This window comes from Nitratireductor sp. XY-223 (assembly GCF_004959855.1).
Taxonomy (GTDB): Bacteria; Pseudomonadota; Alphaproteobacteria; order Rhizobiales; family Rhizobiaceae; genus Hoeflea_A.
The window spans coordinates 60,738-74,528 of the sequence record NZ_SPNT01000010.1 but is presented as its reverse complement, the minus strand read 5'-3'; the positions used below and the strand labels follow the sequence as shown (position 1 = coordinate 74,528).

Annotated in this window: 13 protein-coding genes; 2 read left to right on the top strand and 11 right to left on the bottom strand. The window is 64.0% G+C overall.

Going from position 1 to position 13,791, the window contains the following annotated elements; translation table 11 throughout:
- Positions 1-9: 9 nt before the first annotated feature.
- The 7 genes from E4M07_RS24435 to E4M07_RS24405 all read right to left on the bottom strand — a co-directional run bounded on the left by E4M07_RS24435 (position 10) and on the right by E4M07_RS24405 (position 7,770).
- Positions 10-1,158: an iron-containing alcohol dehydrogenase gene (locus tag E4M07_RS24435; protein ID WP_136661041.1), complete on the bottom strand. Its 1,149-nt coding sequence runs from the start codon at positions 1,156-1,158 to the stop codon at positions 10-12.
- Between the two features lie 4 nt (positions 1,159-1,162).
- Positions 1,163-2,539, bottom strand: a complete 1,377-nt coding sequence (locus E4M07_RS24430; RefSeq protein ID WP_206057392.1) for an aldehyde dehydrogenase family protein — start codon at positions 2,537-2,539, stop codon at positions 1,163-1,165.
- Positions 2,536-3,888 carry a glutamine synthetase family protein gene (locus E4M07_RS24425; protein WP_206057387.1) on the bottom strand — a complete coding sequence of 451 codons (1,353 nt, stop codon included), beginning with the start codon at positions 3,886-3,888 and terminating at the stop codon, positions 2,536-2,538. The genes E4M07_RS24430 and E4M07_RS24425 overlap by 4 nt, the downstream gene beginning before the upstream one ends.
- 68 nt (positions 3,889-3,956) lie before the next feature.
- On the bottom strand, positions 3,957-4,991 hold the full coding sequence (locus E4M07_RS24420; RefSeq protein ID WP_136661038.1) for a TRAP transporter substrate-binding protein: 1,035 nt from the start codon (positions 4,989-4,991) through the stop codon (positions 3,957-3,959).
- A 58-nt stretch (positions 4,992-5,049) separates the two neighbouring features.
- Positions 5,050-6,372: a TRAP transporter large permease subunit gene (locus E4M07_RS24415; protein ID WP_136661037.1), complete on the bottom strand. Its 1,323-nt coding sequence runs from the start codon at positions 6,370-6,372 to the stop codon at positions 5,050-5,052.
- Positions 6,362-6,967, bottom strand: coding sequence for a TRAP transporter small permease subunit (locus tag E4M07_RS24410; protein WP_136661064.1), 606 nt, complete (start codon positions 6,965-6,967; stop codon positions 6,362-6,364). The genes E4M07_RS24415 and E4M07_RS24410 overlap by 11 nt, the downstream gene beginning before the upstream one ends.
- A gap of 8 nt (positions 6,968-6,975) precedes the next feature.
- Positions 6,976-7,770, bottom strand: a complete 795-nt coding sequence (locus tag E4M07_RS24405; protein ID WP_206057386.1) for an N-formylglutamate amidohydrolase — start codon at positions 7,768-7,770, stop codon at positions 6,976-6,978.
- A gap of 93 nt (positions 7,771-7,863) precedes the next feature.
- Here E4M07_RS24405 and E4M07_RS24400 point away from each other — a divergent pair, with 93 nt between their 5' ends.
- Positions 7,864-8,736, top strand: coding sequence for a MurR/RpiR family transcriptional regulator (locus E4M07_RS24400; protein ID WP_136661036.1), 873 nt, complete (start codon positions 7,864-7,866; stop codon positions 8,734-8,736).
- A 27-nt stretch (positions 8,737-8,763) separates the two neighbouring features.
- On the opposite strand, the gene E4M07_RS24395 is transcribed toward E4M07_RS24400, so the two are convergent.
- The 4 genes from E4M07_RS24395 to E4M07_RS24380 all read right to left on the bottom strand — a co-directional run bounded on the left by E4M07_RS24395 (position 8,764) and on the right by E4M07_RS24380 (position 13,305).
- On the bottom strand, positions 8,764-9,555 hold the full coding sequence (locus tag E4M07_RS24395) for a DNA-binding transcriptional regulator (RefSeq protein ID WP_136661035.1): 792 nt from the start codon (positions 9,553-9,555) through the stop codon (positions 8,764-8,766).
- Positions 9,556-9,604: 49 nt separating this feature from the next.
- Entirely contained in the window at positions 9,605-10,447 is an 843-nt protein-coding gene (locus E4M07_RS24390; RefSeq protein WP_136661034.1) for a fumarylacetoacetate hydrolase family protein, read from the bottom strand.
- A 22-nt stretch (positions 10,448-10,469) separates the two neighbouring features.
- Positions 10,470-11,948 carry a bifunctional 3-(3-hydroxy-phenyl)propionate/3-hydroxycinnamic acid hydroxylase gene (locus tag E4M07_RS24385; protein ID WP_136661033.1) on the bottom strand — a complete coding sequence of 493 codons (1,479 nt, stop codon included), beginning with the start codon at positions 11,946-11,948 and terminating at the stop codon, positions 10,470-10,472.
- Positions 11,949-12,678: 730 nt separating this feature from the next.
- Positions 12,679-13,305: a TetR/AcrR family transcriptional regulator gene (locus tag E4M07_RS24380; protein WP_136661032.1), complete on the bottom strand. Its 627-nt coding sequence runs from the start codon at positions 13,303-13,305 to the stop codon at positions 12,679-12,681.
- Between the two features lie 95 nt (positions 13,306-13,400).
- Here E4M07_RS24380 and E4M07_RS24375 point away from each other — a divergent pair, with 95 nt between their 5' ends.
- Complete coding sequence (locus E4M07_RS24375) at positions 13,401-13,670, top strand: hypothetical protein (RefSeq protein ID WP_136661031.1); 270 nt, start codon at positions 13,401-13,403, stop codon at positions 13,668-13,670.
- Positions 13,671-13,791: the final 121 nt, after the last annotated feature.

Here is a 13,791-nt window from a genome sequence, read left to right as displayed (position 1 = left end):
CGCTTCCAGCTAGTCCAGCAGTTCCATCACCAGCGCGCGCGTGTTGTCTTCGCTCAGCGTGACCGGGTTTCCAAGGCGGCTCGGATCGACGAGGGCGCCGGCGACGATGCGGTCGATGTCGGGGTCCGCGATACCCATCGCGGCGAGGTTCTCCGGGATGCCCAGCGTCGCGTTCAGTTCGCCGACGAAGGCGTAGAACCCGTCGAAGCCGCCGTCGATGCCGAGATAGGCGGCGGCCTCGACCAGCCGGTCCTCCACCGCCGCGCGGTTGAAACGCAGGACGGCCTGCATGACGACGGCATTGGTGGTGCCGTGATGGGTGTTGTAAAGCGCGCCGATCGGGTGGCTGAGCGCGTGGATCGCGCCGAGGCCCTTCTGGAAGGCGGTGGCGCCCATCATCGCGGCCGACATCATGTGGGCGCGGGCCTCGAGATCGTCCGGTGTCGCATAGGCGCGGGGAAGATATTCCTTCACGAGGCGCATGCCCTCGAGCGCGATGCCCTGGCTCATGGGGTGGTAGAACGGCGAGCAATAGGCCTCGAGGCAATGGGCGAAAGCGTCCATGCCGGTTCCCGCGGTGATCGCCGGCGGCATGCCGACGGTAAGTTCGGCGTCGGCGATGACCACAGAGGGCAGAACGGCCGGGTGGAAGATGATCTTCTTTTCGTGGCTTTCCGAGTTGGTGATAACCGAGGCACGCCCGACTTCCGATCCGGTGCCGGCGGTCGTCGGCACCGCGACATTCGGGGCAATCGCGCCGCCGTCCGCCCGGCTCCACCAGTCGCTGACGTCCTCGAAATCCCAGACCGGGCGGGTCTGGCCGGACATGAAGGCGACCATCTTGCCGAGATCGAGGCCGGAGCCGCCGCCAAAGGCGACGACACCGTCGTGCCCGCCGGCCCTGAAGGCCTCGATACCGGCGGCGAGGTTGATCTCGTTCGGGTTCGGATCGACATCGGCAAACAGCGCGCGGCCAAGGCCGGCCGCCTCCAGGATATCCAGCGCGCGGGTGGTGATCGGCAGGTCCGCCAGCCCGCGGTCGGTGACCAGAAGCGGCTTCGAAATGCCGGCGTCGGCGCAGGCGCCCGGCAGTTCGGCGATGCGGCCGGCGCCGAAGCGGATGGCGGTGGGGTAGGACCAGTTGGCTTTCAGCTTCATGCGCTCAGCTCTTCTTCAGATGATAGGATTTGGGACGGGTGACGTGCTGGTACCCGATATGCGACAGCGCGCCGCCGCGGCCGGTGTCCTTGCAGCCGGTCCAGCAAAGACCGGGGTCGAGATAGTCGCAGCGGTTCATGAACACGGTGCCGGTCTCGATGCGGGCGCCGATCGCGGCGGCACGCTGCGGATCGGCCGTCCACAGCGAAGCGGTCAGGCCGAAATCGCTGTCGTTCATCAGTTCCACGGCCTCGTCGTCACTGTCGACCGGCATGATGCCGACGACAGGGCCGAAGCTTTCCCCGCGCATCACCCGCATGCCGTGGGAGACGTTTGTCAGGATCTGCGGGGCAAGATAGGCGCCGCCGTCGTCGTCGAACCGTGCCGTGTCGATGACCGGCGTGGCGCCGGCGGCGATCGCCTCGGCAGTCTGGGCGCGCACGAGTTCGGCGAAGCGCCGGTGGGCCATCGGGCCGAGCGTGGTCCCAGCATCCAGCGGGTTGCCCAGCACGTAGGCGTCGACGATGGCCTTCGCCTTGTCGACAAAGCGGTCGTAATGGCGCCGGTGCACATAGATGCGTTCGATGCCGCAGCAGCACTGGCCGGAATTGAACATGGCGCCGTCGATGAGCGTCTCGGCCGCCCCGTCGACATCGGCATCGTCGAGTACGTAGCCCGGGTCCTTGCCGCCCAGTTCCAGGCCGACGCCGGTGAAGGTGCCGGCCGCGGCCCGTTCGATCGCCTGCCCGCCCGAAACGGAACCGGTGAAATTGACGAAGCCGAAGCTGCGCCGGGCAATCAGCTCGGACGTGGTCTGATGGTCGAGGTAGAGGTTTTGAAACACGTCCTCCGGAACGCCGGCCTCGTGGAACGCGCGCGCCAGCCGCTCGCCGGCGAGAAGCGTCTGGGTGGCGCCTTTCAAAAGCACCGCATTGCCGGCAATCAGGGCCGGGGCGACCGTGTTGATGGCCGTGAGGTACGGGTAGTTCCAGGGCGAGACGACCAGGACGACACCCTGCGGCTCGCGCAGGATGCGGCGCTCGAAGGCAGGGCCGTCCTCAACGACAAAGGGCGCCAGCGCCTCTTCGGCAATGTCGGCCATGTAGGACGCCCGTTCCTCGACGCCGCCGATTTCGCCGCCATAGCGCACTGGGCGGCCCATCATGCGGGCGAGTTCAGGTACGACCTCGTCGTTCATGTCCCGCAGCCGGGCGACGCCGGCGCGAACCAGGGCAACGCGGTCGGCGAGGGGGCGAGCGACCCAGCCCGGCTGCGCCGTTCGCGCCCGGGCAACCGCGGTCGCCGCCTCGTCGATGGAGAGCGTCGGGCGGGCGGCGAATACCGTGCCGTCGATCGGCGAGATGCATTCAAGCATGGTCAGGCCCTTTCGAAACCGCGGGCGATTTCCCAGTCGGTCACAACCCGGTCGAACTCCTCCTGCTCCCATTCGGCGCAGCGCACATAATGGGCGACGACATCTTCACCGAGGGACGCTTTCAGCATCGCGGAGCTGCGCAGACACTCGGTGGCGGCACGCAGGGTGCCCGGAATATCAGGCGCGTCGGCGGCGTTGTAGACATCGCCGGAGGTCGGTGCCGCGAGTTCCAGTTTCTCCTCCATGCCGGCGATGCCGGCAGCGAGCTGGGCAGCGAGCGCCAGGTACGGATTGAAGTCCGAGCCGCCGATGCGGCATTCGACGCGCACGGCCGCGGTGCCGTCGCCGCACAGCCGGTATCCGGCCGTCCGGTTGTCGACCGACCAGACGGATTTGGTCGGTGCGAAGGTGCCCTTGGCGAATCGCTTGTAACTGTTCACGTAGGGCGCCAGGAACACCATGATGTCGGGCGTGTATTTGATGAGTCCGGCAATATAGTTGCGCATGAGGTCCGACATGCCGAGCTCCGCTCCGGCATCCTGGAAGGCATTGCCGCCATCGTGCCAGAGCGACTGGTGGATGTGCGAGGCGCTGCCGACGCGCTTGTGGTCCCATTTGGAAAGGAATGTCGCGGCGCGGCCGTTCTGCCACGCGATCTCCTTGACGGCGTGCTTTGCGAGCGTGTGATGGTCGGCGCAGGACAGCGCCTCGGCATAGCGGATATTCAGCTCTTCCTGTCCGGCCTCGGCCTCGCCCTTTGTGTTCTCCACCGGAACGCCCATCGCCACCAGATGATTGCGCAGCGGGCGCATGATCGCCTCTTCCTTGGTCGTCTGGAAGATGTGGTAATCCTCGTTGTAGCCGCTGATCGGCTGCAGGTCGCCATAGCCTGACCTGCGGATCTCGTCATAGCTCTTTTCGAACAGGAAGAACTCCAGCTCGGTCGCCATCACCGGCGAAAGGCCCATGTCGGCGAGCCGCGCGATCTGGCGCTTCAGGACGGCGCGCGGGGCATGCGGAACGGGTTCATGCGTGTGGTGGTCGAGCACGTCGCACAGCACAAGGGCGGTGCCCTCCAGCCAGGGGACCGGACGCAGCGTCGCAAGGTCCGGCTTCATGACATAGTCGCCATAGCCCGACTCCCAGCTCGTCGACGCGTATCCGTCGGGTGTCGCCATTTCGAGATCGGTCGCCAGGAGGTAGTCGCAGCAATGGGTTTCCTCGAAGGCGCTGTCGACAAAATGCCGGGCGACGAAACGCTTGCCCATCAGCCGGCCCTGCATGTCGACGATGCAGGTGAGCACGGTGTCAATCGTGCCGTCGGCGACGGCGGCTTTGAGTTCGTCGAATGTCATTGTCCGTTCCACCAAACCCTAGACGGTCAAAATTGCGGGGCAGGGCATGCCCGCCCCGCAAACCGATATCAGCTGTAACGGTACGGCCGTCCAGCCTTTTCCATGTCCGCATTATACTTGCGGAAGATCTCGACGACCTTGGCCTTTGTCGGACTTTCAGCCGCGATCTCGTCCCAGAACTGGACCGCGGCCTTTTCGACTGTTGCCCATTCGGCGTCCGGGATCGTCGTCAGCTTCAGCTTGGTGCCGTGGACACGCAGATTGGCCTCGCCGCCCCAGTACCACCATTGCCGGTAGTAGTGCGACTGGTCCATGGCCATCTGCAGCATGACCTTCAGGTGCTCGGGAAGTTCGTTCCAGCGGTCCATGTTGGCGAAGAACGAGCCGGCCCAGGCGCCTGAGATGTTGTTGGTGAGGAAGTAGTTGGTCACGTCCGCCCAGCCGACGGTGTAGTCCTCTGTGATGCCGGACCAGGCAATGCCGTCGAGCTCGCCGGTCTGAACCGCGACCTCGATGTCCTCCCATGGCAGCGTCACCGGCACGACGCCGAACTGCGTCAGGAAGCGGCCGGCGGTCGGGAAGGTGAAGACCCGCTTGCCCTTCATGTCCTCGAGGCTGTTGATCGGGTCCTTGGTGGCGAAGTGGCACGGATCCCACGCGCCGGCGGAAATGTGCTTGACGCCGACGGCGGCATATTCCTCTTCCCAGATTTCTTTCAGGCCGTACTGGTTGAAGAGCACCGGCACATCGAGCGAATAGCGCGATGCGAACGGGAAATAGCCGCCGAAGACGGTGACTTCCGTGGGCGAAGCCATGGAATCGTCGTCCGACTGCACCGCGTCGATGGTTCCCTTCTGCATGGCGCGGAAGAGTTCACCCGTCGGCACCAGCTGATCGGAGAAGAACAGCTCGATCTCCATCTGACCCTTGGCAGCGATGTTGAAAGCGTCGATCGACGGCTTGATCACATGGGCGGCCAGCGCCGGTCCGGCATAGGTCTGCATGCGCCACTTGATCGGCGCCTGCGCCTTGACGGCGGGCGCGGCGAGAGTCGCGGCTCCGGCGATGCCGGCCGTCTTCAGAAATTTGCGTCGTGAAGTCATATCGTCCTCCGAGTTTTCATCGTTATGGTTTGCATTCCTGCTCCTTTCGGAGTTCTTGTCAGTTCCCGTAGATGTATTTCGGCAGCCAGAGCGCGATCTCGGGGAACGCCATGATCAGCGCCAGGCAGGCGATCATCACCCCGACAAACGGAATGATGGAGTTGTAGATGTCGGAAAGGCGCACCTCGGGCGGCGCCATGGCGCGCATCAGGAAGAGGTTGTAGCCGAATGGCGGCGTCATATAGGCGATCTGGGTGGTGATCGTGTAGAGCACGCCATACCAGATGAGATCGAAGCCGAGCGCCTTGACCAGCGGCACGTAAAGCGGCGCGACGATGACCAGCATCGCCGTGTCGTCGAGAAACGTGCCCATGAGCAGGAAGCTGAGTTGCATCAGGATGAGGATCATCCACGGGTCGAGCCCGAGCTGTTCGGTGAACAGGTTGTCGATGGCGCGGACGGCGCCGAGCCCGTCGAACACCGCGCCGAAACCCAGCGCCGCAAGGATGATCCACATGAACATGCAGGAGATCGCCAGCGTTTGCCTTGTGCTGTTCTCGAACACCTCGCGCGTCATGCGCCCCCGCAGAACCGCCGCGGCAAAGGCAGTGAGCGCGCCGATGGCCGAGCTTTCGACCAGCGAGGTCCAGCCGTTGACGAAGGGGATCATCATCGCCGCGAATATCGCCAGCGGCAGGATGCCGGCCTGCAGGAGCTTCAGCTTCTCGGCCCTCGGCATGGTGCGCGCATCGTCCTTGAGCGCCGGGCCCAGACTGGGCTGGAAGTAGCAGCGCACGCCGATATAGAGGATGAACATGCCGGCCATCAGCAGGCCCGGGACGACGCCTGCCAGCCAGAGCTGGCCGACCGGCTGGCGGGCGATCATGGCATAGAGGACAAGGACGACCGACGGCGGAACAAGGATGCCGAGCGATGATCCGGCCTGTATGACGCCGGTGACCATGCGTTTGTCATAGCCGCGTCGCAAGAGCTCCGGCAGGGCGATGGTGGCGCCGATCGCCATGCCGGCGACCGATAGGCCGTTCATCGCCGAGACCAGCACCATCAGGCCGATCGTGCCGATCGCCAGCCCGCCGTTCACCGGTCCCATCCAGACATGGAACATGCGGTAGAGATCGTCGGCGAGCTTCGATTCCGACAGGATGTAGCCCATGAAGATGAACATCGGCAGCGTCAGCAGCGGATACCATTTCATCAGCTTCATGGCGGCCGAGAACGGAATGTCCTGGCCGCCGGTGCCCCAAAGGGCAAGCGCGGCGATGGCGGCGACGGCGCCGATCGCACCGAAGACGCGCTGCCCGGTGAACAGCATCAGCATCATGGATGCGAACATGAAGATGGCGATCATCTCATGCGACATCGGCCTGGCGCCCCCATTCGTAGCCCTTGAGGCAGGCAATGTCCTTGAACAGTTCCGAGACGGCCTGCAGCAGCATCAGGAAGATGCCGAAGCACATCACGGTCTTGATCGGCCACAGATAGGGCCGCCAGGCCGAAGGGCTGCGCTCGGCCCGTCCGATGACCTCGGCCGCGCCGTCCGTGCCGCCGGTGAAGAAACCGCCGACGATCTGGCTTAGAAAGCCGATCGGCTCGTCCCCCCAATGGCCGAGCGAGTAGGCGGTCGAACCGATGCCGCCATAGAGCAGCACGCCGAGATAGAAGATCAGGAACAACACGGTGAAGGAATCGAACCAGGCGCGGCGGCGGATGCTCCAGGATCCGTAGAACAGGTCCATGCGCACGTTCGATCCGAGCTGGATCGAATAGGGGCCGCCCATGATGTAATAGGCGACCATGGCGAACTGGGCGGTCTCCAGCGTCCACAGCGAGGGCAGGAAAAACGTCTTCGAGATCGACGACCAGAGCAGGATCGCCATCATGACGAAGACGCCGTACATCATGATCCTGCCGATGCGGTGGTTGACAGCGTCCACGACGCGCACATAGGTCGCCATCACCCGGTTCACGATGAAACCTCCGGTGCGAGGTCGGCGATCGCCTCGCGCAGCCAGCCGGACAGCAATTGCGCCATCTTGATCTGCCGGTTCTTGCTGTCGATGAGATCGTTGCGGATCTCGATCATGACGTTGGCAAGACCGTTCCGGCTGCCATGCAGGTCGAGCGTGTGGGCGACGCCGTCCTTCGGTCCGTAGGGATCGTTCAGGCGGACGCAACGGCCGGTATGCTGCCCGGCACGCGCCATCATCGCGTCGGCGAGGCGCGGGTCCTCGCCGTGCAGGATGCCGATCTCGGTGGTTCTTTTCTGGCCGTGATAGGTGGGCGTGAAACTGTGAACCGTGACAAGCGCGGCGTCCGCCGGGGCGCGGCCGATCACCTGCTCGAGGCGCTGACGGAAAGGGCGGTAAACCGCGTCGACGCGCTCGGCGCGGGCGGCGGCGGTCAGGTCCGCATTGCCCGGCACAGCCGTGACCTCTGACACCGCCGGCACGGCGTCGTCCGCCTCCGGCGGGCGGTTGCAGTCATAGACCAGGCGGGACACGCAGCCGAACACCAGCGGTGCATTCATTGCGCCGCCAAGCGCCTCGGCGACGCCGAGGGCACCCGGATCCCAGGCGACATGGCTGTGCTGCGCCAGCGCGTCGAGGCCCAGCCCCTTGAAACCCGCCGGAATCCAGTTCGAGGCGTGCTCGCAGACCAGGATCACGCGGTGATCCCCGGATTCGTTGAGCACTGCCACGACCTGATCCGGTGTCAATGCGTTCGGCTCGTCCAGCAGCATCTGAAAATAATTCTTCACAATGGTGGCAGCTGTCAATATAATTACTGAAAAATTTTCTTCATGCGCGGTTGCCATGGGCATTGATTATTCAAGCTGAGAGGGCCGGAGGCGTTGGAACCACATGAAACGACGGTCGCCGAACGACTGAACGCCCGGCAGCGGGAGCTGACGCGGGCCGAGCGGCAGGTTTCCGATGTCATCCTGAGCAACTACCCGGCTTCCGGCCTCGGCAGCATCACCGAACTGGCGGAAGCGGCGGACGTGTCCACCCCGACCATTGCGCGCATGGTCCAGAAACTCGACTTTGCCGGCTATCCGGAGTTCCAGGCGAAACTGCGCGAGGAACTGAATGACATCCTCTCAAACCCGATCGCCAAGCGGGAGACCTGGGTCAGCGCTGCACCCGACCAGCACATCCTCAACCGCTTCACGCAGGAGGCCACCGAGAACATCCGCAGCAGCCTGGAACAGCTCGATCCGCAAATATTCGACCGCATCGCCGCCCTCGTCGCCGACCCGGACAGGCGGGTGTATATCGCCGGCGGCCGCATCACGCAGACGCTGGCCAACTACCTGTTCCTGCACCTGCAGATGATCCGGCCCAACGTCGTTCTCGTGCCGTCCAACTCGAACGCCTGGCCACACTATCTTCTGGATCTGAAGGAAGGCGATATCCTGGCGGTGTTCGATATCCGCCGCTACGAGAGCAGCACGCAACTGCTGGCGGAAATGGCGCGCGAGCGCGGTGCGGAAATCATCCTTTTCACCGACCAATGGCGCTCGCCCATCCAGGCCATCGCCGGCCACACCGTCTCGGCGCGCATCACGGTGCCGTCGGCCTGGGACTCATCGATCGCCATACTGCTGGTGGTCGAAGCGGCCATCGCCGCGGTCCAGGAGATGCACTGGGATGATACCCGCGGCCGGACGGAGGAACTCGAAGGCATCTTCGACCGGACCGGACTGTTCCGCAAATTCGTCTGAACCGCAAAGAGCGCGTCCGGTCGGCTCCTAGTGCGCCTGCACTGCCTCGGAAAGCTTGCCGGCGATTTCCAGCAATGGCCCGGCGGATGTCTCAACAGCCTTGTCCGTCGTCAGCGCGGTGCGGATCCAGATCATCGACACGCAACCGAGGACCCCGTTTTCCGCGCGTATCGGTACCGCGATCGATGCCGTTTGCGGACGGAATTCGCCGGCGTCACGGACCGTGTAACCGCGCGTGCCGGCGTCGCGGATCATGCGGTTGAGCCAGGCGGGCCGCAGAAAGGCCAGGTCGGCTGGATCGCCCAGGCGCCGAAGATGTTCGAGGATCAGTTCGCGTTCGTCCTCGGGGCAAAAGGCGAGGTAGGCCCGGCCCGCCGATGTGCGCAGCATCGGCAGCCGGTAGCCGATCATTGCCCGGTCGATCGACAGTGGCGAGCGCGCGTGTGTCGTTTCCAGGATCACCATGGCCGCGTTGTCATAGACCGCGAGATCGAGCGGCCAGACGAGCTTCGCGCCATATGCGGCAAAGAGCGGCCCCGCCGCCTGGCAAAGCTCGGATCGCTGCGCATGGCCGTCGCCCAGCGCAGCGGCGAGCGGGCTGACCCGCACCAGATTGGCGCTTGCGGAAAAGATGACATAGCCCGCCTCCTCCAGGGTCGAGAGCAGGCGGTAGACAGTGGGGCGGGGGATATCCAGTGCCCGGGCGATCTCGCCGGGCCGCGCCTCGCCGACGGCGTTTACGTGGCGTAAAATGGCGAGCCCGCGCGTGAGCGCGCGAACGGATTCGTTTTTTCCGCCCCGACCAGCCTTCGGCAACATGCGTCATCCTTTCATGTTGCACCTCAACACGAAAAGGCGGCGAACGCCATCATGCCTCCGCCGTTACGGGGTTCGACAGGATGCCGATTCCGGGCACTTCGACTTCGCAGACATCGCCGTGGCGCATCCACAGCGGCGGCGTGCGGCGCGCGCCCACACCGCCCGGTGTGCCGGACACGATGACATCGCCCGGCAGAAGCGGCAGGATTGTCGAGCAATAGGCGATCAGGCCGGGGATCGGCGTTATGAGCAGCGACAGGTCCGTGTCCTGTACAACAGCGCCATTCAAGCGCGTGGTGAGGTGCAATTCGGCCGGATCCGGTATCTCGTCCGCCGTCACCATCCAGGGGCCGAAGGCGCCGGTGCCGGCGAAAGTCTTGCCCGGCATGAACTGATGCGTGTGTTTTTGCCAATCGCGCACCGAGCCGTCATTGTAGCAGGCATAGCCGGCAACATGTTCGAGCGCACGGGCTTCGGGAATGCGCCGCCCCGGCTTGCCGATGATGACGGCAAGCTCGCCCTCATAGTCGAACATGTCCGATTCCAGCGGCTTGACCAGCGGCTGGCCGTGGCCGACCTGGCTTCCGGCGTATCTGGCAAAGAGGACCGGTTTGGCTGTCTCGTTGCGGCCCGTCTCGGCAATGTGATCGTGGTAGTTGAGCCCGACGCAGATGATCTTGTCCGGGTTTGGGATGACCGGTGCAAAGACGATGTCCCCAAAGGCGAAATCCGCGGGCTCGGCTGCAAGGGCGGCGGCGCGCCTTGGACCCTCATTGGCGAGAAAATCGCGCAGGGTCGGCTCCGTGAAACGTTTGCCGAGATCGACGATCCCGTCATCCACGACAAGGCCGAATGATGCGCGGCCGCTTTCTTCGAAGGAACACAGCTTCATGGTTTGCTTTCGTCTCCGGTTGTCAGTTTGTGCGAGGGCCGGGCGGGATGGCGGCGACGAGGCCGGCAAGCTCCTGCCTCGTCTCGGCCGTGCCCAGTGTGTAACGGTCCGGGCGCAGAACCGCGGCGCGGGCACCGGTGCGCTGCAGGTGCTCCGCCGCGTCCGGCGATGCGGCAGTCGATATGAATGCAGCCCCTTCGGGCGGCGCCATGCCGTCGATGAGATCCGGCTCCGAAACGACGACGAATTGATGGGGATAGGCAGCGTCCAGGCGTTCACCGTCCGCCAGGACCGGCTGGCCGAAGAGCCGTCCGGCCCCTCCGCCCGTTCCGAGGCCCGGCCCGAGCGGCGGCGCGATGGACTCCATCCGGGCGGTGCCGTCCTCGGTGCGCAGCGCCGCCCGCAGCGCCTCTTCAGTGCCGCAGGTGTTGATCAGTCCGCCAAGCCGGACGGCCGTTTCAATGTATTCGCGTGCATTCGGCCGACGTTCGGATTCGTAAGTGCCAAGCAGCCGCTCGGCCGACGTGCCGGTGACCAAGCCCCGGCAGACAAGCGCGAGCTTCCAGTAAAGATTGGCGGCGTCGCGTATGCCGGCGCACATGCCCTGGCCCATGAAGGGCGGGGTCTGGTGGCAGGCGTCACCGGCCAGGACCAGCCGTCCCTTGCGCCAGGTCTTCGCCACCAATGAGTGAAACACGTAGACCGCCGCGCGCTCCAGCACCGCTTCCTGCGGCTTCAGCCACGGCGAGAGCAACTCCCATACACGCTGCGGCCTGACGATTTCGACGGAATCCTCCTCGGGCAAGACGGTTATCTCCCAGCGTCGCCGCTGACCGGGGCAGCGCACATAGGTGGCCGGCCGTTCGGGAACGCAGTACTGAACGGAATGATCGCCCAGTTCCGGTTTTTCGCCGTTGAGAATGACGTCGACCACAAGCCAGCGCTCATGGAAGCCGAAATCCTCCATATCGCTCTCGATGAAGCGGCGGACGAGCGAACGCGCGCCGTCGCATCCGACCACATACTGTGCGGCAACCCTCCGGACCTTGCCGTCGCGCATATCCTCGTAGCGCAGTTCGGCCTCGTCTTCCCCGTCCTGGATCGAAAACACCTCGCAGCGTGTGCGGACCGTCACCGATTCACGCTCGGCCATGTGATCGCGCAGCAGTTTTTCGAGATCCGGCTGGTGAAAGCGGTAGTTGGCGCGCCAGCCCTGCGGCCCGGGGCCCTGCGGGCGCGGCCAGTCGAGCAGCAGGCTGCCGTCGGGGCCGACAAAGCGCATGCCGGGATGGCGGGCGGTCTTGGGTTCAAGCGCGTCGGCGATTCCGACCCATTGCATGACACGCATGACCTCGGCGTCGAGATGCACGGCGCGGGGAAGATGATAGGCACTGGCCTCGCGCTCGAGCACAAGGACCTTGACGCCGCACTGGCCAAGAAGGTGCGCGAGTGTTGCGCCGGTCGGTCCGTAACCGATGATGGCGACGTCGAAGCGTTCCATGACCTATACGCCCGCACCGGCGATGGCCGGCCTTTCAGGATGGGTGCGCCGAATGTCCAGTGTCTTGTCGGCCATCAATTTGTCCGTTGCATATTCGAGCCGGATTGCAGTTGGTGAAGCGTAGTCCGGTTCGAGTGGCCTCAGGAGACCATGCGGATCGAGTGTCCGCTATACGGACAAATGCCGGCCCGGACCCGGCGCCCGGGCATCGCCGATTGTTGCCGAACGGTCAATAATTATCCCCCAGATTTGCATCAATCCGGTGGATCATCTTGACCGTGAAAATCCACTTATCCGGTGTCGAATCGGCCAGTGTGATGCGAATGCAACACCCTGCAATCTCAGGGGTTTTGTGACGATTTCGTCTGCTTGACAATTTTCTGCCGAGCGCCTACCCGTCGAACACAATACAAATAAATATTTAATTAGTTTTGCGTCATGCGGTGCCTCGGCTTCCGCCCGATCGGTTTGTGTAGCGGGCCATCGGCAAGGCGGCGCCGGAGAGGGCATCAAACGTAAACAAAGACCGATTTACCGCCGCAGGCGGCGCGGTTGCGCCGGCTGCCGCCAATGCCTGCAAACGGTAGCGAGATGGCAGGGGATTCCTTGCCTTGGGCCTGCCGGACAACCAAACCCCTGGCCGGACTGTCGCCCCATTCCGGCCATCGTCCGGCGGGCCCATTTCATTGCGACCGAACAGAACCTGCGGTGTGCCTCAGGGCAGGGACAATCAGGTCGGTTCCCTGGCGCTGACGAAATGCGTGACCATCGCCACCAGTTCGCGCTCGTATTCCGGGTCCTTGAGGCTTTGCGGCTCGTAAAACAGTGTCGATCGTATACTGCCGAGCAGGGCGCCGGACAGCGCAAGACACGATATCTCCGTCGGCCGGCGGAAGCGCGCGGGGTCGATCTCCACGAGGCGCGTGTGAAACATGTGCATGATGCGACGATGGGTTTCGTTCGTTCTTGCCACCAGCTCGGCGTCGTCGATCAGCGCCGAGAGTATGCTCTTGCGGGCCCGGCTGCGGCTGAAGCGCTGCAGGATGGAGCGCACGACACCGCGTATGAGCTCATCTGCGTCCAAGGCGCCGGTTCCTTCAAGCAGGGTTCGTGCGGCCGCCTCCTGCTGCCTCAGCTCCGAATCCGCCATTTCCCTCATGATCGCCAGCTTGTGGGGGAAATAGCGATAGAGCGTTCCGATTGAATAACCGGCGCGCCGTGCGATGTGATTGGTGGTAAATCCGGCCTTTCCGCCGCGTTCCAAAAGCTGAGCAGTTGCTTCCAAAATCTCGTCAATGGTTTTGTGCGCCCGTTTCTGGTGCGGAAATTTCCTCTTTTTTTCAATTGGTTGCGGCATGATTCCTTCGCGACCCGTGTCTCCGAAAACCGAGTAGTGCGCGCTCCAAATCGAACATATCTAAATCGGACAGAGCAACAATTTCGGAGAAAGCTATGAAACATATTATCGTATTGGCACTTGTCCTTCTACCGGTCTCGGCCCTGGCGGGACAGTCCGAAGCAAATACCTGCGCCGCGGCGCTCAATGCACCGGCAAAACAGATCTACGACGCCAGCGCACCGCATGTGACGCCGACATCCGATCTGCAAAACATTGTCCGCGCCCAGGCGCGCGACTTGGTCCTTTCGGGTCAAATGACCCGCCAGGTCGCGCAGGCCAACGCAATGTCCGCCGGAAAATGCCTGCAGAAACTGCAATCGTGATGTGGACGGTATGATGTCCCGACGGTTTTGCCGCGCCTTTCTCCATTCGGGCGCTGCATTCCGATCGAGGGGCCATCGCACCACTCCACCCGCCAGGACAGGCAAACTGCCGTCGCCCCGG